This window comes from Nannocystis exedens (assembly GCF_002343915.1).
In the GTDB taxonomy this organism is placed as follows: domain Bacteria; phylum Myxococcota_A; class Polyangia; order Nannocystales; family Nannocystaceae; genus Nannocystis; species Nannocystis exedens.
This window is the reverse complement of the sequence record NZ_NETK01000002.1, coordinates 369,009-387,890: the sequence shown is the minus strand read 5'-3', so window position 1 is coordinate 387,890 and position 18,882 is coordinate 369,009. Positions and strand designations below refer to the sequence as shown.

Here is an 18,882-nt window from a genome sequence, read left to right as displayed (position 1 = left end):
TCCACGCGCGCGGACGGCTGATTCGTGGCCCGGAGAACGGAATTTGCGGTCTCGGGCGGGGACGGACGTGTCGTCAATTTCGCCGACACTCCGCGAGAATCGGCGCGCGCCCCGGCCGGGCGCAGCGGCGATGTTATAGTCGCGGGAAGTGCCTCCTTTCCTGCTCATCGTCCAGGCCGGACCGGATCGCGGGCGACAGCTCGAGCTCGGCGACGGGCCGCTGACGATCGGCCGCGGCCAGGGCGAGGGCCTGCAACTCGGCGACGGGGCGGTCTCGCGCCATCACCTCACCATTCAGCTCGATCGCGCCGCCGGCCGCCTCCGCGTCGTCGAAGTCGCCGGCGTCAACCCCGTATGGAGCGTCGCCGAGGGCCAGCGCCTGGCGCTGAAAGCGGGTCAGGAGCTGGCACCGGGCGCGGCCTTCACCCTCGGCAACACCACCCTCGGCTTCGCCGCGCCCGAGCCCGCCGCGCCGGTCCGCGGCACGGTCGAGCTCGATGCGGCGCGGGCGATCTCCAGCCCCGAGGGCCGCAACCGCCTGGCGGCGCTGGCGGCCCTCGGCGACAAGCTGGCCCGCTGCGGCTCGTTGCCGGGGGTGTTCCGCGCCGCCACGGCGTGGGCCCTGGAGGCCCTGCCGGCGACGCGGGCGCTGCTCCTCAGCCCCGACGGCAGCGACATCCTCAGCAGCGCCAGCGCCGGCCCCGTCTGCGACCTGGCCCTCTCGCCCGCCCTGCTCGCCCGGGTGCTCCGCGAGCGCCGCGGCTTCCTGCTGCGCGACGTGCTCGCCGAGCCCGACCTCGCCGACCGCCGCAGCGTGCAGTTGCGCGGGATCGTCGGAGCCATGGCCGCCCCGGCGGAGGGGCTCATCTTCTACGCCGAGTGGGACGCGCCGCGCGCCGTGCGGGCCACCTACGACGAGCAAGCGCTGCTCCTGCTGGTCTGCGCCGCCCAGCTCGTCAGCGCCAGCGGCGAGAGCGCCGGCGAGCGGCAGCAGCTCACGGCCGCCGCGAAGCTGTCTCAGAAGTCAGGTTCTGCCCCGGGCCAGATCATCGGCAATTCGCCCGCGATCCAGCGCCTCCACGTGTTCCTCGAGCGCGTCGCGGCCACGCCGACCACGGTGCTGTTGTTCGGCGAGAGCGGCACCGGCAAGGAGCTCGCCGCCGGCATGGTCCACGCCCTGTCGCCGCGCGCGGCCAAGCCCTTCGTCGCCGTCAATTGTGCCGCGATCCCGGAGGGCTTGCTCGAGAGCGAGCTGTTCGGCCACGAGAAAGGGGCCTTCACCGGCGCGGTCAGCCAGCACGAAGGCGTGTTCGTGCGTGCCCACGGCGGCACGCTGTTCATGGACGAGATCGGCGAGCTCAGCCTGCCAGCGCAGGCGCGGATGCTCCGCGTGCTCGAGAACCGCACGCTCACCCGGGTCGGCGGCACCAAGGAGCTCTCGGTCGACGTGCGCCTGATCGCCGCCACCCACCGCAACCTGCCGCAGATGGTCGAATCCGGGCGATTCCGTGAAGATCTCCTGTACCGGCTCAGCGTCATCCAGACGACCATCCCGCCGCTGCGCGAGCGTCGTGACGACATCCCGCGGCTCGCCCTGCACTTCGCAAAACTGTTCGGCGAGAGCCTCGGCCGGCGGATCACCGACGTCTCGCCGGCCGCGCTCGAGGTACTGACGCGGTACCGCTGGCCCGGCAACGTCCGCGAGCTCCGCAACGTCATCGAGCGGGCCATGGTCCTCGGCGACGGCCCGATCCTCGACCTCGACGATCTCCCGCCCGAGCTGATGCGCGCCGCGCCGATCGCCCCGGCCGAGGCCCCTCCCGATGCACGGCTGGTGCGCCCGCTGGCGGAGCTCGAGCGCGAGGCGATCCTCGGCGCCCTCGCGGCCACCGACGGCAACAAGGCCCGCGCCGCCGCGCTCCTCGGCATCGATCGCACCACGCTCTACCGCAAGCTCAAGGACTACGCGCTCGGCTGAGCGCCCCGACGCGGGTTGGGCGGGGCCGGCCCACCGGGCACGCGACGAAGCGGCGGTCGGGGCCAACGCGGGTTGGCGCGCCGGCTCACGGGCCCGTGCCAGGGAAATTCGCGTTCGGGCTGCAAAGCGGACCCTGCGAACCACGACCTCGGGGTGTGCATCCACGACACCTCGTCTCTCCCCTCCTCGTCTTCGCCTTTGCGACCGCTTGCGGCGCCTGGAGTCCGCAGCCCGCCGGCGTCCCGACCGACACCTCGACCAGCTCGTCCGGCAGCAGCGGCGACGGGACCTCGACCACGGTCGAGGCCAGCACCTGGCCGAGCCTGACCGACTGGGGCGCCTCGCCGGTCGATCTCGGGCTCCCCGAGCCCACCTCGACCTTCGGGACAGGGTCCGGAGGACCTGTCCTCACGGACACGGGCGGCGAGCCGAGCATCGACCTGAGCGTGCTGCGGATCACGGAGGTGATGGCCGATCCCGACGGCAAGGACGGCGGCGTCACCAGCCCGGAGTTCGTCGAGATCGCCCACGTCGGCGACACCCCGCTGACCCTCGGCGGCCTGATCGTCGCGGCGCGCAGCTGGCCCGAGCTGTGGATGGGCGATCTCGGGATCGGCGGCGAAGTGCTACACCCCGGCGAACGCCTGCTGCTGCTGCGCTACGCCAGCCCGGCCGATCTACCTGTCCCTTCGGTCCTGCGCGAGGGCGAGGTCCTGCGCGCGGCGTTCGCCGACAGCGGCGGCCTGCGCAACGACGACGGCGCCGTCGGCCTGCGCGACCAGGACGGTAACCTCGGCGACGCCGTCCTTTACGGCGCCGCTCAGCCGGCGCCCTTCGACGATCCCGCGCTGTGGAGCGGCCCGCCCGCGGCGGTACCGGGCGCCGGCGAGTCGCTGTGCCGCGTCGACCCGGCCGTCGACAATCACGGCGCGGGCGACTGGATCGCCTGCGTGCCGAGTCCCGGCGACCTGCCCGATCCCGGCGACGACGACAGCACGGGCGACCCGCCGCTCCCGGCGACGCTGGCGATCGTCGAGGTGCTCAGCAATCCGCCCGGGCCGGCCAGCACGGAGAAGCACGCCGAGTTCGTCGAGGTCGTGAACCTCGGCCCCGGCGCCGTCGATCTCGCCGCGTTCACGCTCGCCGATGCGATCGATCCCGGGGCGCCCGGCGCCGATCCCCTGCTCTACGTCAGCGGCGACGGCGGCTGTGCGCCGAGCACCTGTCTCGCACCTGGCCGAAAGGCCCTGCTCGTCGGATCCCTGTACGAAGGACCTGTCGGCGACGCCCTGGTCCTGCGGACCGACGACAACGCGCTCGCCAACGCGGGGCTGGGCAACTTCGAGGCGGTCGCGCTGCGCGACGAGCTGGGCGAGCTGCGGAGCAGCTACCGCGCCTGGCCGGACCCGCTGGCGGCGCCCGACCCGGCGACCCAGGAGGCCGCGCTGGTCCGCGCTGCGCCGGAGGCACCGGATGCGCCGGAGAGCTGGGACTTCGCGGCGCCGAGCCCGGGGCTCTGAGTCACGGCGCAGCTCAGGATCGCGAACACGATCAACTTCGAGGCGCCGAGGACCAGGGTCGACAGATCGCCCCCCTGGGCGGCCGCGATGGGGTTCGCGGCGAAGGTTCCGGTGAGCGCGGCCATGGCTTACTCGCGGCTCCGTCGCCGACGGGCACGAGCGGCCGGCCGCACCAGGTTGTCGCTGTCCTCGAGGTCATAGATGAGCTCGAGCTCTTCCTTGCCGAGCTCGTCGCGGTCGCTGCGGAGCGCCTCGCGCTGGAACTCTTCGAAGCTGGTGAACGCGGTGCGGTAGTAGCTCATGCCCACCTTGTAGGTCTTATCCTACATGGTAGGCAAAAAAACGACCTCCAATCACATCCCCTCCCTCTTCGCAGGCGAGCGGCGCGGCTCCGGCCGTGGTAGGGAGTGGCCCCGTGCCGAAGGTCACCGCATCGAGGTCGCCCGCGCGGCGGCGACCGCGGATCGTCGCTGTCAGCAACCAAAAGGGCGGCGAGGGCAAGACGACCACCGCCGTCAACCTCGCCGCCAGCCTGGCCGCAGCCGAGCGCAGGGTCCTGCTCGTCGATCTCGACCCCCAGGGCAACGCCAGCTCGGCGGTCGGCTATCCCCGCGGCCAGGTCGACAAGGGCACCTACGAGCTGATGCTGGGCGCCGCCCCGCTCAAGGCCGTGGTCCACCCGACCGAGCTGCCGACGCTGCAGGTCGTGCCCGCCTCGGCCGACCTGACCGGCGCGGAGATCGAGCTGGTCGGCGTCCACGGTCGCGAGTCGGTCCTCCGGGCCGCGCTGGAGCGGGCCGAGGCGGAGCTCGACTGGGACTTCGTCATCCTCGACTGCCCGCCGTCGCTGGGCCTGCTCACCCTCAACGCGCTGGTCGCCACCGACACGGTGCTGATCCCGATGCAGGCCAAGTACTTCTCGCTCGAGGGTCTGGGCGCGCTGACCGGCACCATCGAACGCGTCCGCGCGGCGCTCAACCCCCGCCTGGCGATCGAGGGCATCGTCTTCTGCATGTTCGACCGCCGCACCAACCTGGCGCAGCAGGTCGTCGCCGAGGTCCGCCAGCACTTCGCCGACAAGGTGTTCGCCACCGCCATCCCGCCCAACGTCCGCCTGAGCGAGAGCCCGAGCCACGGCAAGCCGGTCCTCCTCTACGACATCGAGAGCAAGGGCGCCCGCGCCTACCTCGACCTCGCCCAGGAGCTGCTGTCCCGCATCGAAGCGAGGCCCGACGCGTGAACCTCCCCAAACGGCCCCCTGCCCTCGGCCGCGGCCTCGGCGCTCTGATCCCGCAGGCGCCGGCGCCGGCCGCCGCCGCTGACACACCCGTCGCCGCCACCACCGGCCCGACGCTGCGCACCTTGCCGATCGAACAGATCGCGGCCAACCCCGACCAGCCGCGCAAACAGTTCGAGCCGGTGCTGCTGCGCGAGCTGGCCGACAGCCTCAAGCGCCACGGGCTCTTGCAGCCGGTGGTCGTGACGCCCAACCCCGGCCTCCCCGGGCACTACATCCTCGTCGCCGGTGAACGCCGCTGGCGCGCCGCGCAGCTGGCCGGGCTGCAGGAGCTGCCGGCCGTCGTCCGCGACACGCCCGAGAGCGACCGCCTCGAGCTCGCGGTGCTCGAGAACCTCCAGCGCCTCGACCTCTCCCCGATCGAGGAGGCCCAGGCCTACCGCCAGCTCATCGACGTCCGCGGCTACACGCAGGACCAGCTGGCCGAGCGCCTGAGCAAGGACCGCAGCACCGTCGCCAACGCGCTGCGCCTGCTCCGCCTGCCCTCCAAGGTGCAAGACCTCGTGCAGGACGGCCGCCTCAGCATGGGTCACGCCCGCGCCCTGCTCGCGCTCGAGCACGCGGCCGACATGCTGTCCCTCGCCTACGAGGCGATCGAGAAGGGCCTCAGCGTCCGCGCGGTCGAGCGCGCGGTCCGGGAGCGCCTCCGGCCCGCCGAGCCCGAGGTCGAGCCCGACCCGGAGACGCACAAGCGGGCGGTGATCGTCCGCGACCTCGAGGAGCGCCTGCGCCGCAGCCTCGGCGTCAAGGTCGCCGTGCGCTCCGACGCGAAGAAGAAGGGCGCGGGCACCATCGAGGTCCCCTACGGCAGCCTCGACGAGCTCGACCGCCTGCTCGAGCACCTGCTCGGCGAGCGCCGCGACGACGAGACCTGAGACGGAGGACATGCTCCGGGGGGCATGTCTTTCCGACCATGTCCGGTGCCTCGCCGGCCGACCGGTCGACGGTGCGCCCGCGTTCGTCCCCACAGCTCGCACAACAGGCCTCGGCGCCGACGCTCCTGCCCCTGGCCGGCACGGCGCCGTCGAAGTGGCGGGATGTCGCCAGGCCCGGCCGGCAGCTTCTCCGGCCTTCGTCGCCGTTCGTCGGCGCGCTCATCAGCCAGCCGAACCCGACGCAGAGGAGGAGGACCGAGAGCACCGCGCAGATCCTTATCAGGCGCAGCCCGGGCGCGGGCCGAGCCGGCGAAAGCCCGCGTAGCGCCGACCAGCGGGCGTTTCGTGGATGGCCACTTCAGAACATTTCCGAACCGACATGCTCGAAGAGGCAAGTCCCATCGGACATGCCCTCAAGAACATGTCTTTTCAACTTAGGCCGGCCCGTCGCTCGGCCGCCAGCACGACGTTGTTGAGCAGGCACGCGATCGTCATCGGGCCGACGCCGCCGGGAACCGGCGTGATCGCCGAGGCGCGCGCCTCGGCGGCGGCGAACTCGACGTCGCCGACCAGGCGGCCATCGGCGAGGCGGTTCATGCCGACGTCGATCACCACCGCCCCCGGCTTGATCCACTCGCCGCGGACGAACTCGAGCCGGCCGATCGCCGCGACCACGACGTCGGCCTGCGCCACCTCGGCCGCGAGGTCACGCGTGCGCGAGTGCGCCACGGTGACCGTCGCGTCGGCGTGGACGAGCAGCTGCGCCATCGGCTTGCCGACGATCGTCGAGCGGCCGATCACCAGCGCGCGCGCCCCTGCCAGGGCGATCCCGGCGTCCGCCAGCAGCAGCATGCAGCCCTGCGGCGTGCAGGCGACGAAGCGAGGTTGCCCGAGCATGAGGCGCCCGAGGTTGTCGGGGTGGAAGCCGTCGACGTCCTTGGCCGGATCGACGGCCAGCAAGATCCGCTGCGCGTCGCACTGCGGCGGCAGCGGCATCTGGACGAGGATCCCGTCGACCGCGCGATCGGCGTTAAGCGCGGCGACCAGGGCGAGCAGCTCGTCCGTCGTGGTGGTCGCCGGCAGGCGATGGTCGCGGGCTTCGATCCCGATCTCGGCGGCCCGCTTCTCCTTGCTGCGGACGTAGACCTGCGACGCGGGATCGTCGCCGACCAGCACGACCGCCAGGCAAGGCCGGACGCCGCGCTCAATGCAGGCTCGGACCCGCTGTTCGACTTCCCCGAGCAGACGGGCCGCGCGGGCCTTGCCGTCGAGCCGGCGTGCGCTCATGACGTGGCCGCCTTCGCGCTCGTCGACTCGGCCGATTTGCTGGCCGTCGACTCGGACTTGCCGGCGGAGCTGTCGCTCGCGGGCGTCGAGCTCGACTCCCCGCCCTTGCTCTTGTCCCCGCCGTCACCGGGCTTGGTGCTGGCGTAACCATCCTTGTACCAGCCGCCGCCCTTGAGGTGGAACGACGCGGCCGTCACCTTGCGGACCAGCTGGCCGCCGCAGGCCTCGCACACGGTGATCGGGTCGTCGCTCATCTTCTGGATGAACTCGGGCTCGGCTTCACATTGCAGACAACGATAGGCGTAGATCGGCATGACCGTGGGTTCGGGCGGGAATGTAGGGTGCATGAATTTGTGGTCAAGACCCACCCCGCCGCGCGCCACTTTGCGCAGGACCGGGTCCGGTCGGCCCGCCACGCCGCGCCGCCGGGTGCGCTCGCGTCGCCGTGCGCGGTGGCGCGGGGGCGTTCGCCCGCGACGCCGCCGGTAAACCTGCTAGGCTCGCTGCGATGGTCCTCCGGCCCCGCCTCGCGCCGCGTTCGCGAACGGCTCGCCCGCGTGCTGGGGCTCACGCGCTGTGCGGATGGATCCCGCTCGCCCTCGCCCTCCTCGCCGGCCGGCCTGCTCACGCAGCTCCGGTAGAGGACGACTGGAGCGTCGAGCGCAGCGCCGCCGACCCCGCGCTGGTCCAGCAGCGCTTCGACAAGCTGCGCAAGCAGCCGTTCGATCAGGCCCAGTGGCGCGCGCTCGAAACGGTGCTCGGCAAGGCGGGCCTGGCCAAGCGGATCGAGGCCGGCCTGTCCCGAACGCCAGGTGACTTGCCCCTCGGGATCCTCGACGCGCGGGCCAAGCTCGGCCTCGGCGATCCGCGGGGAGCAGCCGCTCGCCTCGCCGAGCTCGAGCCGCGCGCCGGCGGTCTGCGCAGCCGTGTGTTCAAGCTGCGCGTCGAGGCGCTGCAGGCCGCCGGGGACGCTCGCGGAGCCGTCGCGGCGCTCGAGGCCGCGGCGCAGGCCGGCAACGACGACGCGCTGCGCCTGCAGGCGCTCGACATCGCCGATCGCCACCAGCTCGGCCCCGAAGCGCTGCGGCTCGCCCAGGCGCTGGCCCGCGATCCCGGCGACGGCGCGGCCCAGCTCCGCCTCGCCCGCGCGGCCGCCCGCGCCGGCCAACCTGCGCCTGCGGAGGCGGCCTACGCCAAGGCCGTGGCCGCCCTCCGGGGCCCGGATCAATTGAACGCGCGCGAGGAATGGACCCGGGCCCGCCTCGCGGCGGGCGACGCCGCCGGGGCCGGCGAACTGGCGTGGGCGCAGGTCGAGGCGACGCGCGCCGGCAGCCCCGAGCGCGCGTCCGCGTGGGACCTGGTCCTCGAGGCAGGTGCGCGGCAGGCCAGCGGCGACACGCCGGCGCGGATCGAGCGCTTCCTCGGTCGCCCGGATCAGGCCCGCGACGGCGCCGGCTGGCGCGCGCTGGCCCGGGCGCAGGCGGCGGGCGGCGCCGATCCGGTCGACGCCTGGCGGCGCGCGCTCGCGGCCGATCCCGACGATCCCGAGGCACGTGCTGCTTTGGTCATGTCCCTCGAGTCAGGCGGCGAGGCCGAGGCGGCGCTGGCCGAGTTCGCCAAGCTCGGGCCCAAGAGCCCCGAACGGCTGCAGCTCGGGCTCGAGCTGGCGGCGCGGCTCATCGGCACCGGCAAGCGCGAGCAAGGGCTCAAGGTCGCCGCCGAGCTCGAGGCCTCCGCCACCGCCCAGGGCGACTCGCTGCTGCGGTTGCTCGACTTCTACAACCTGCACGACGAGCCCGACCGCGCGCTCGCGGTGGCGCAGCGGTTGGTCCGCGCCCGCCCCCGCGACCCCGACGCGCGCGTGGCCCTCGGCGAGCAGCTGTTCCAGATGAACCGCGAGCCGGACGCGATGAAGGAGTGGGCGCTGCTGCCGGGCCTCGTCCGGCCCGCGCACGCCGGCTGGGCCCGGCACGCCGAGATCCTCGCCGAGCACCGGAGGCCCGAGGCCGTGCTGTCGCTGCAGAAGGCCCTGGCCGCCGCGCCGCGCGAGCCGAAGTACCTCCGGCTGCGCGCGATCCTCGAGACCGACGATCGCCTGCCCCACCAGGCGCTCGCCACCTGGCAGCAGGTGTTCGAGCTGACCCGTGCGCCCGAGCACCGGATCCTCCACGACGAGGCCCGCACGCGGATCGTCGACATCCTGGTCGGCGGCACGCTCTCGCAGTTCACCAGCCGGCGCCAGGCGATCGAGAAGCAGGCGCTGCTCGACCTCGACGGCAAGGACAACGACCTGGCCTTCGAGGCAGGTCTGCTCCTCGCCGAGATCTACACCCGCGAGGAGAAGTACGCCAAGGCGGTCGCGGTCCACGAGAAGCTGGTGCGCCTGCGGCCGCAGGATCCCGAGCGGCTGGCGGAGTTGGCCCTGGCCCTGCGCCGCGCGGGCCGCGGCGACGCGGCGATGGACGCGCTCGAGCGGATGATGACGCTCGACCCGAAGCGCAGCGCGGACGTCCTGGCCGAGCTCGCCGAGGTGGCCTTCGAGTCAGGTGACATCGAGCGCGTGCTGCTGGCGGCCGCACACACCGAGCTCGACAAGGCCGACGGCGCGCGGGTGCTGATCCGGATCGGCGAGCTCTACGAGCGCCGCGGCGAGCCCGAGCAGGCGTCGAAGCTGTACGAGGGGCTGCTGCAGCGCGATCCGACCCACGCGCCGGCGCGGCTGCGGCTGGCCGAGATCGAGCTCGCGCGCGGGCGACCCGAGCGCGCCGAGGCGATGCTGCGCGCGATCGTCGAGAAAGGCGGGGCGCCCGAGGTCGTCGAGCAGGCCGGCCGGCGCGCCCTCGACCTCGCGGAGACGCGCGGCGCGATCGCGCCGATCCTCGATCTCGCGCTCGCGCGGGCGCGCCGCGATCCGAGCGCCGACGAGGGCCGGGCCCTGCTCCTCGACGCCCTCGATCGCGCCAGCACCTCCGCGGTCAAGGCATGGCTGGCCAGCGGCGACGAGCCCGAGCGGACCGCGCGCACCGGCGCGCTGCGGCGTTCGCTGGTCGAGGCGCTCGCGCGCGGTCCGGTCACCGGTCGCCTCCGTGCGGCCGAGCACCTCGGCCGCCTCGCGCTGCCCCAAACGGCGTTGCCCCTGGCGCGCATGGGCGCGCAGCTGACCCCGCCGCGCGACGCGACCCGCACCGTCCGCACCGCGTTCGAGCAGGCCCGCGCCGCCGCCATCCAGGCCGCCGGCGCGCTCGACGAGCCCGAGGCCGTGCCGGTGTTCGCCGATCTGCTGCGCACCGGCGACGCCTCGCGCGAGAGCTGGTACGCGGCGGCGTGGGCGCTGGCCCGCAGCAGCGCCCCGGCGGCCGCCACCGAGCTGCGCCGGTTTGCCGCCCCCGAGCACGAGGGCCTGATGATCGCGCTCGCCTGCGCCTCGCTGGCGCGCGGGGGCGACCTCGCCGACCGCGAGCGCGTCGCTCGCCTCGCCGCCGCGGCCGGCAGCCAGCAGGCGCGACGGGTCTGCGCGTTCGCCCGCGCGGCGCTGACCGACGACGACCAACTCGCGCGCGTCGGCGCCGATCTGAACGCCAGCGATCCGGTGATCGCCGCGATCGCGGCCTGGCGCTTCGGACAGCTCCGTCGTGACGCCGGGCGCGAGGAGGCGGTGGCGACGCTGCTCGGGCGCTACGTCGGACCGCGCGGGCTGCCGCGGGACGCCGCCGGCGCCGCGCTCGGGCGCTTGCTGGCGCCGTCGCCTGCGCGCGTCGAGTTGCCCCCCCTGCCGCCATTACGCGCCGGGAGCTGGGAGATCGCCATCGATCGGTGGCTCGCCCAGGCGATCGCGCCGCCGATCGAGCCCCTGCCCGCCTCGGTCCTGAGGCCCCACGCCGCCGCGCTGCAGCAGGCCCTCGCGGCCGCGGCCGCGGGCACACGCGCCGAGGCGTGGTCCCAGGACCGCCTGCGCCGCCCGTGCGCCGCCAGCGGCGAGCGCGATTGCCTCGACCTGCGCCCCCTCATCCGCGAGCCGGTTCCGGCGCCTCGCGGGCCCGAGTCGCGTTGACAACGAGGCCGCGCGCGGATGAGGATCCCCGGGTCATGGAACTGGGCCTTGCCTGTTCGGTGTGTGGCCACCTCAACCAGCTGCGCGCCGTGAGCTGCGACCGGTGCGCGGCCGCCCTCGCGCCGCAACCGATCGCGCCCTCCGCGGTGCTGCCGAACGTCGGCGCCCACCCGTCCGCCGGCGCCGGCTCGCCGCCGCGTCCGGTCACGCAGGTCTCGACCGCGTCATCTCCCGCCACCGTCCCGCTGCCGTCGCTGCAGGGGCAGCCCTCGGCGCCGCAGAACGGCGCGGTCAAGCCGCCCTCGACCGTGATCTCGTCGGTGCAGCCGGCCACCGCCGTGCCCGCGGCCCAGCCCCGCTTCAACGCCGTGACCGGCGCCCCGCTCGAGGCGCTCCAGGGCAAGCCCGCCGCCAAGACCATGTTCTTCGGCGCGCTCCAGCAGCAGCACGTCGTGCCGCGGCTGGTGGTCATCAAGGGTGAAGGCGGCGACGGCGTCACCTACCACCTCAGCGCCACCAACCACATCGTCGGCCGCAGCACCGGCGAGATCCGCTTCAACGAAGACTTCTTTCTCAGCCCCGAGCACGCCCTCTTCAGCGTCCAGGGCAACCGCCTGTTCGCCAAGGATCTCGGCAGCGTCAACGGCGTGTTCGTGCGGATCAAGTCGCCCGTGCCGCTCGACCACGGCGACTGCTTCCTCGTCGGCGAGCAGCTGCTCCGCCTCGACAGCGCGCCCTTCAACGAGCCCGGCCCTGACGTCAACCACACCTACAGCTACACCAGCCCGCGGCCCGACGCGCGCTTCCGCGTGGTCCAGCTGCTGGCGGGCGGCGGCGAGGGTCGCATCGTCTCGGCCCAGGGCACCACGCTGACGCTCGGTCGCGAGGCCAACCACATGAACTTCCCGCAGGACCGCTTCATCTCGGGCCGCCACGCGCGCCTCGATTCGGCGTCCGACTCGCACCACATCATCTTGACCGACACCGGCTCGCGCAACGGCACCTTCGTGCGGATCAAGGGTGCCGTCGAGCTGTTCCACGGCGACTACATCTTCATCGGCCAGCAGCTGCTGCGCGTCGAGATCTCGTAAGCGACATTTCGCTTCACGGCCCGTCGCGGCCTGAAGAAGGGGCCTCTAGCTGTGATCATCTGTCCGAACTGCGGCAAGGAGAATCAGGACCACTACAAGTTCTGCCTCGGGTGTGGCGCGCGCCTGCCCGGAGGCGCTCCCGCGTCGGTGCCGCCGCGTGCAAGTCACACCCCCGCAGGCACGCAGATCACCCCGCCGGTCGCGCCGCAGACCTCGGGCGGCACGGTCATCGATCCGCCGAAGCCGCCGGCCGGCAAGGCGCCCGCGCCCGCGACCTCGGCACCGTCGTTCGCAGCTGCGACCCCGCCGGCCGAGGCGGCGCAGAACGGTTGCAATGCCTGCGGCATGGTCAATCCGCAGGGTTTTTTGTTCTGCGGTCGCTGCGGCAACCGCCTGAGCGCCGCGCCCGTCACGCCGCCTCCGGCCGCCGTCCCTCCGCCCATCACCGCTCGCCCCTCGGCGCGGCCCAAGCTGCGCGCGGCGCTCCACCTGCTGCGCGAGGACGGCAGCGACGGCGGCACGATCGATCTCGAGGACGGCCCGATCCCGTTCGGGCGGGACTCCGGTCCGCCCTTCGATCAGGACTTCTACCTCAACCCCAAGCACTGCGCCTTCACCGTCGAGGCCGAGGGCGTTCGCGTCGACGATCTCAGCCCCGTCAACGGCGTCTACCGCAAGATCGAGGGCCGCATCGAGCTGCAACACGGCGACACGTTCCGCGTCGGTCAAGAGCTCCTCTATTACGAGGACCTGCCCGAGGCGGAGGCGCTGGCCGACGGCACCGAGCGCATGGGCAGCCCGAATCCGGGCTACTGGGGCCGGATCAGCGTGATCGTCGACGGCGGCCGCGCGTGCGAGGCGGTGCCGATCGTCGGCAACGAGTTCATCGTCGGCCGCGAGCGCGGCGACCTCACCTTCCCCACCGACGGCTACGTCTCGAGCACGCACTGCCGGATCGGCGGCGACGACGAGGGCGTATTCCTCGAAGATCGCGGCTCGTCGAACGGCACCTACCTGCGCGTGCGCAGCGGCCAGTGCGTCCCGTTCGGCAGCTTGCTGCTGATCGGCCAGCAGCTGTTCCACGTGCGCCAGAGCTGAGGGACCGCGATCGTCATGGGCGCCGCGGTGCGCGGTTTGTCGCGCGGCCCCAGTAACCGCCCCGAGCGACCCGGGGTCGCTGCTTACTCCGCGGTCGGGACCGGCACTGCGCCCGGCTTGAAGTAGACCGGGCGCAGCGGCTTGCCCTCGACTTGCCGGTAGATGAACGCCTGCGGCAGCGTGCGGGAGGTGCCGTCGCCGAAGTCGACGCGCACGTCGACGGCGCCGAAGCTCTCGGCCTCGGGCGTCTTGAGCGAGATGTGGTGGTCGTCCTCGATGACCACCGCGCGGGCCGAACGCATGCCGAGGTAGACTACGGCCGGTCCGTGGCCGAGGAAGTCGGAGCCGATCAGACGGATCGTCTGGCCGCCGTCGCTCTCGCCCGCCGCCGGTTCGATGCGCAGCTCGGATGGGCGCCCGCACGCCAGGACGACGGACGCGAGGACGAGAAAGCGAGAACCGGCGCGCATGGCGGGAACATACCACCAGGCGCGCCGGCGCGAGCCGCGAGGGCTCTCGGGCTCACACGACTTCGCGGCGCTTGAGCTCGCGGCGGATCTTGCCGAGCGCCTGCTCCTGGAGCTGACGGATGCGCTCGCGCGACAGCGAGTACTGCTCGCCGATCTCCTTGAGCGTGAGCTCGTCGCCCGAGTCGTCGAGGCCGAAGCGCTTGCGCAGGATGTCGGCCTCGATCGGACGCAGCTGGGTGATGACCTCGCGGACCTGCTCGCTGAGCGCCTCGGCCTCGAGGTTCTCGCCCGGCGCGGCCGCCTCGTCGTCCTCGAGGAAGTCGACCACGCGGCGGCCGTCCTCGTCGGAGACCGGGCGATCGAGGCTGATCGCCTGGTCGAAGATCACGGTGCCCATGCGCTCAATCTTCTCCGACGCGAGGCCGGTGTGCTTGGCCAGCTCCTCGAGCTGCGGCTCGCGGCCGTGCAGGATCTCGAACTCACGGCGGGCGCGCGACAGCTTGTGATGCGCGTCGATCATATGCACCGGCAGCCGGACCTCGCGGCCCTTGTCGGCGATGGCGCGGCTGATCGCGTGGCGGATCCACCACGACCCGTAGGTCGAGAAGCGGAAGCCCTTGCGATGGTCGAACCGATCGACGGCCTTCATCAGGCCGATGTTGCCCTCCTGAATCAGGTCCTGCAGCGGCATGCGGCCGTGGTTGAAGCGGCGCGCGATGGACACCACCAGGCGCAGGTTGGCCTTGACGAACGCGTTCTTGGCCGCGCGTAGCGCCTCTCCGGCCTGCTTGACCCGTTGCACGTACAGCTCGAACGGTCGGCTGCCCTGCCGCGGCGGGTTGACCTGCATGTTGAGGCCCTCGCGGCGACCGGCCTCGAGCGCCTCGAGGTCGGCGTACACGAGATCCGAGACGACGCCGTCGAGGTCGACCTCGGAGGCGCGCTCGACGAGCGCCTGGCACGCCGCCTCGAAGGCGGTGCGCGTCGCCCGGGTTTCGCGGTCGCGGAGGTTGCGAGCGCTGGCCCGTAGCGGGTCGAGCTCGCTGCGCGGGAAGTCCTCGTCGGTGAAGCGGGACTCGATCAGCGCGACGATCGGCTCGACGAACGGCGGATAGGCGAGCATCGCGGCCCAGTAGGCGCGGCGGAGATCGGCGATCCGCGTGGCGATGGTCAGCTCTTCCTCGGGGCTCATGACGCCGAGGCCGGCCATCTCGCGGAAATACACGCCGAGGAAGTTCGGCGACTCGTCGTTCGCGGCGGCTTCGCTGCCGCCTTCACGGACGCGCTCGACGCGCTCGGTGCGCGGACGGGCCGAGGTCACGGCCGGGGTCACCGAGCGCGGATTGGCCGCGGCCAGCGAAGTGCGCGGGCGGGCGCGAGCGAGCTTGGGGGGGGCTCCACGGGTGACTTTGCGGCGTGCCATGATCGACCTCGTTCGGTTGGGGTGCTAGTTTCGGGCCAAGCTAAGGGGCGGAAGTTTCGCGTCGCGGGTTTCGCGGAATAGTCGTGTGCGGTGGGATAGGAACAGCTTCGCGTGCTTCGGGCCTGCGTTGGTAGTGTCGCCAGGCTCGACCAGGATCACTGGAGGACCCTTTGTTAGGCACCGTTTCGGCGCCCTCTGCTTCGAGGTCCTACGCAAGTCCGAGGTGGAAGTTTCATCACCCTCTGCGTCGGTAGAGCTCCGCAGGTGTAGGTGTACCCCGGCTGGTTTGTCTCACATGGAGCCGCGCACGAGAAGCTTGACGACGCGATACAGGCTCGTTCCGCGGACCTGACCCAAACTGGGTACGGACCGCGCCCCCGTCCAGGGCGTCGCGGTCGCGGCGCTCGTGATCTTCCTCCACAGGCGTGACGGGGTGTCACGGGGTTCGAAACCCGCGAGACACCGCTGTCATTCCCTCTGACATCGTTGTCGCGCAGGCTCGACGCCTCTGCGCGACGATCGGACGCAGGTCAGACGTCGTCGCGACGTTGCGCGAAGATCCAGATCTCGGGCGACGCGCCGCCATAGAAGCGACCGGGAGTGTCGCGGCTGCCGGACAGATCGATCACTCGCGCCCCCATCGTCGCCAGCATCTTCGCCAGGGTGTGTGCGGAGTAGGCGCGGATCGAGATGTGGTGCTCGAATTGCCGGCCGTCCTCGAACACCACGGTCCGGTGGATCCGGACGCGTCCGGTCGAAAAATGCATGTCCGCCACGTCGAGCACCAGGCAGCCTCGGCCCTGCCACCACGACCGACACGGCAAGACCCCCATGAGGTAATCGCGGTTGAACACCTGCAGGGCGAGCTTACCGCCGGGCTTGAGCAGCTCGACCATGTCCTGAAGGCACTGTCGATTCTGCTCGTCGCTCTCGAAGTAGCCGAAGGTGCTGCCCAGGCAGGTGACCGCGTCGTACGGCCGATCACGCGGCAGGCTCCGCATGTCGCCGTGGAGGATGTCGAAGTTGAACTTGCTGGCCTCGTTGCGCCGGGCCGCTCGCAGCAGCTGCGGCATCGAGTTGTCGAGGCCCGTGACGTCGAGCCCGAGAGCGGCGAAGGCGTGCGCGTGGCGGCCGTCGCCGCAGCCGACGTCGAGCAGCTTCTGGCCGCTCGTCAGGTCCAGCGACTTCTGCACGAAGGCGGCGTCGATCTCGGCGCTCGCGTCGGCATCGACTGGGAGGATCGCGGCGTAGTGGTCGCCGAACACCTCTTCGTGCCAGTTGCGGCGCTTGCGGCCGTCGCTGCGCGGGGCGGCCGGGGGCGTGGCCGGCGAGGGCTTCGGCGAGGGGGTCTTCTCCGGCGGCGGCCGGGGCGGAGCCGACGGTTTCTCGGCAGCAGCCGGCGGCGGACGCGGCGGCCCTGCCTTCTCCGGGGTCGGTGGCGGACGCGGCGGACTGGCCTTTTCCGGCGCCACCGGCGGTGCCGCGGGCGGGCGCGGCGGGCCAGGCTTCTCGGCGGCCGGCACCGGTCCGGTCGGTTGCCGCGGCGGCGGCACGCTGATCGGCTTCTCGACCACGGGCGCGGGGCGGGCCTCGACGACCTCTTCTTCCTCTTCTTCCTCGAGCGCCTCTTCCTCGAGCTCGTCGTCCTCGGCCTCGGCTTCGGCCGCCTCGTCCTGAATCTCTTCCTCGACCTCCGGCTCGGCCTCGGGCTCCGGCTCGCTGACCGGCAGCAGGGACGCCGACGCGGCCACCGCCGACATCACGTCTTCCACGTCGTCGTCGCGCGGGCTGGGCTCGACCCCGGCAGGCGCGAGGCGCTCGAGCGCGATCGCGTCGTCGTCGTCGTCGACGAGCGCCCCGCCCGGCCGCGTGAGCGACGGGATCACCATGCTCGCTCCGGCCTCGGGTGGCGGGGTCGGCGCCGGCGCCGGCGGGCCGATCGGCCGCAGCTCGATGCTGAGGCTGCTGCCGTTGGCCGGCTCAGAATGAGGCGCTGCGGCGAGTTTGGGACCGGTGGGCTGCTTCGCCGAGGGCGAGGCGGCCGGCCCCGTGGCGGGCTTCACCGAGCGCGTGGCGGTGATCGTCGGGATGATGATCCCGGCCGGCGGACTCGGAGGCGCGAGCATGCTGCGCAGGCGATCGTCGATCACGTCGAGCGAGTCGACGCCGCGCGCGAGGCCGCGCGGGATGATCGTGAAGTCGAGCAGCCACTCCTCGGGAGATACCTGCCAGGTCATGCGACGTCGCCTCGCTGCAAGAGGGGCTGGCCCATGCGCACGGCGGTGGGCTCGTCGGTCGGCGCGAGCGGACGGACGCCGGCCTGGGTCAACACCACGACGGTGCTGCCGAGGTGGAACACGCCGAGCTCGTCGCCCTTGCGGAGGCGCACCGGCGGGTCGCAGTCGACGCGCTGGATCTCCCGCGGATGCGGCTCGATGTGGCGATAGGCGCAGCTCATGTGGCCGACGCCGAAGGCCGCGATCATCACCACCGCGATCGCGCCGAACGGCGTGTCGAGGACGTGGATCAGGCGCTCGTTGAGGGCGAACAGGCGCGGCGCTCGCTCCAGCGCCGCGGCGGTGACCGGCAAGAGTCGCCCCGGCACGGCGACCACGCGCTGCGCCGTGCCATCGCACGGGGTGTGGACCCGGTGATAGTCGCGAGGGTGCAGATAGATGGTGGTGGCGAGACCGCCGAGGAACGACTCGGCGAGCGCCTCGTCGGCGAGCAGCTCCCCGAGCGTGTACTGGTGCCCCTTGGCGACCACCGCCGTGTCGCGCTCGACCGGCGCGATGCCGCGGAGGAGGCCGTCGCAGGGGGCGCTGAGCACGTCGCGGCGCGCATCGACCGGCCGCGCGCCCGGCCGCAGGCGACGCGTGAAGAAGGCGTTGAAGCTGTCGTAACCGTCCTCCATCGAGCGCGGGTCGACGTCTTCGAGGTCGACGCCGAAGAAGCGGACGTAGGCGGAGACGAAGGCGCGGCTCAGCGGCCGCGGCAGACGAGCGCGGGCGGCGGCGCCTAGAGCCTTGCTCGCAGCGCTCGCGCCCCAGTCGGGTGAAACGTCGAGGACTGCAGCCGCCAGGCGAGCCCGCCAGGGAATTTCACGATCCGACATCAGCGACCGGCAGCGTATCCGAGGCCGGGTTTTGGCCGCAAGCGGCGGCGAGGGCCCCGACCCCTCGCGCGTGGACGCGCGCACCCACGCGGGCCGCGCGTGAAGCACGAGGGAAGACACGTTCCCCACCGCACAATAGCCGAACACCTACATTCTCCCGACGACGCGCACCAACCGCGCGCCGGCGGCGCCGGATCTGCCTGGCTGAAAGACCAGGCTCGGAGGTTTCGCCGCGCGCAGCGCACGCCGGATGAGCCTGGCCGGAAGAGCAGGTCCGGCCCGTTGGGCGCCGCCAAAGGCCGGCTGCGCCTGACCCGAAGAACAGGTTCGGCCCGTCGATCCCGCCCCTTGGCAGCGAAAGGCCGGTTACGCCTGACCCAAAGACCAGGTTCGGCCAGGCGCGGCGCTCCTCGCGTAGAGCCGGGTGCGCCTGGCCCAAAGAGCAGGCTCGACCTGCCCCGCCTCCTGACCGCGAACGCGAGGCGCCGCCTGACCCAAAGAGCAGATTCGACTCGTGCCTGCGCCCGCTCCCGGTCAAAGGCCGCATTCGCCTGACTCAAAGAACAGGCTCGCTCGGTCCGTTTTTTGCGACCGGCCGCGTTCGCCTGACTCGAAGAACAGGCTCGAGCCGCCGTCCCCGGCGCCGTGCGTCGCCCGCCGCGTCCGGCAGGTACGCG

The 18,882-nt window shown here is 72.6% G+C and carries 14 protein-coding genes; 7 read left to right on the top strand and 7 right to left on the bottom strand.

From position 1 onward, the window contains the following. The first annotated feature begins 148 nt into the window (after nt 1-148). Complete coding sequence (locus NAEX_RS45520) at nt 149-1,978, top strand: sigma 54-interacting transcriptional regulator (protein ID WP_096334192.1); 1,830 nt, start codon at nt 149-151, stop codon at nt 1,976-1,978. 155 nt (nt 1,979-2,133) lie between these two features. Then, complete coding sequence (locus NAEX_RS45515; protein WP_096334191.1) at nt 2,134-3,498, top strand: lamin tail domain-containing protein; 1,365 nt, start codon at nt 2,134-2,136, stop codon at nt 3,496-3,498. Between the two features lie 128 nt (nt 3,499-3,626). Here the strand turns inward: NAEX_RS45515 and NAEX_RS51795 are convergent, their stop codons facing one another. Then, nucleotides 3,627-3,800 (bottom strand): hypothetical protein, encoded by a 174-nt coding sequence (locus NAEX_RS51795; protein ID WP_170136587.1) that lies wholly within the window; start codon nt 3,798-3,800, stop codon nt 3,627-3,629. Nucleotides 3,801-3,913: 113 nt separating this feature from the next. On the opposite strand from NAEX_RS51795, the gene NAEX_RS45510 reads away from it, so the two are divergent. Both NAEX_RS45510 and NAEX_RS45505 read left to right on the top strand, forming a co-directional pair. After that, the gene (locus NAEX_RS45510) at nt 3,914-4,738 is read left to right on the top strand and encodes a ParA family protein (protein ID WP_245914013.1); all 825 of its coding nucleotides are present in this window, start codon (nt 3,914-3,916) and stop codon (nt 4,736-4,738) included. Then, the gene (locus NAEX_RS45505) at nt 4,735-5,670 is read left to right on the top strand and encodes a ParB/RepB/Spo0J family partition protein (protein ID WP_096334190.1); all 936 of its coding nucleotides are present in this window, start codon (nt 4,735-4,737) and stop codon (nt 5,668-5,670) included. Before NAEX_RS45510 ends, NAEX_RS45505 begins: the two co-directional genes overlap by 4 nt. 429 nt (nt 5,671-6,099) lie before the next feature. Here the strand turns inward: NAEX_RS45505 and folD are convergent, their stop codons facing one another. Both folD and NAEX_RS45495 read right to left on the bottom strand, forming a co-directional pair. Continuing rightward, complete coding sequence (gene folD / locus NAEX_RS45500; RefSeq protein ID WP_096334189.1) at nt 6,100-6,957, bottom strand: bifunctional methylenetetrahydrofolate dehydrogenase/methenyltetrahydrofolate cyclohydrolase FolD; 858 nt, start codon at nt 6,955-6,957, stop codon at nt 6,100-6,102. Beyond that, complete coding sequence (locus NAEX_RS45495) at nt 6,954-7,304, bottom strand: FmdB family zinc ribbon protein (protein WP_245914012.1); 351 nt, start codon at nt 7,302-7,304, stop codon at nt 6,954-6,956. The genes folD and NAEX_RS45495 overlap by 4 nt, the downstream gene beginning before the upstream one ends. Before the next feature lie 161 nt (nt 7,305-7,465). Between NAEX_RS45495 and NAEX_RS45490 the strand changes: the two genes are divergently transcribed. The 3 genes from NAEX_RS45490 to NAEX_RS45480 are packed head-to-tail and all read left to right on the top strand — an operon-like array spanning nt 7,466 to nt 13,197. Continuing rightward, nucleotides 7,466-11,008, top strand: a complete 3,543-nt coding sequence (locus NAEX_RS45490) for a tetratricopeptide repeat protein (protein WP_096334187.1) — start codon at nt 7,466-7,468, stop codon at nt 11,006-11,008. A gap of 35 nt (nt 11,009-11,043) precedes the next feature. Next, nucleotides 11,044-12,099 (top strand): FHA domain-containing protein, encoded by a 1,056-nt coding sequence (locus tag NAEX_RS45485; protein WP_096334186.1) that lies wholly within the window; start codon nt 11,044-11,046, stop codon nt 12,097-12,099. 51 nt (nt 12,100-12,150) lie between these two features. Next, complete coding sequence (locus NAEX_RS45480) at nt 12,151-13,197, top strand: FHA domain-containing protein (RefSeq protein WP_096334185.1); 1,047 nt, start codon at nt 12,151-12,153, stop codon at nt 13,195-13,197. A gap of 83 nt (nt 13,198-13,280) precedes the next feature. Here NAEX_RS45480 and NAEX_RS45475 read toward each other — a convergent pair whose 3' ends face one another. The 4 genes from NAEX_RS45475 to asd form a co-directional block, all read right to left on the bottom strand. Beyond that, entirely contained in the window at nt 13,281-13,667 is a 387-nt protein-coding gene (locus NAEX_RS45475; RefSeq protein ID WP_096334184.1) for an IPT/TIG domain-containing protein, read from the bottom strand. Nucleotides 13,668-13,719: 52 nt separating this feature from the next. Beyond that, a complete protein-coding gene (locus NAEX_RS45470) occupies nt 13,720-15,090 on the bottom strand; it encodes a sigma-70 family RNA polymerase sigma factor (protein ID WP_245914011.1) in 1,371 nt (456 codons plus the stop codon). A 530-nt stretch (nt 15,091-15,620) separates the two neighbouring features. After that, nucleotides 15,621-17,327, bottom strand: a complete 1,707-nt coding sequence (locus tag NAEX_RS45465; protein ID WP_096334183.1) for a class I SAM-dependent methyltransferase — start codon at nt 17,325-17,327, stop codon at nt 15,621-15,623. Next, nucleotides 17,324-18,205 (bottom strand): archaetidylserine decarboxylase, encoded by an 882-nt coding sequence (asd, locus tag NAEX_RS45460; RefSeq protein WP_096334182.1) that lies wholly within the window; start codon nt 18,203-18,205, stop codon nt 17,324-17,326. Before asd ends, NAEX_RS45465 begins: the two co-directional genes overlap by 4 nt. Nucleotides 18,206-18,882: the final 677 nt, after the last annotated feature.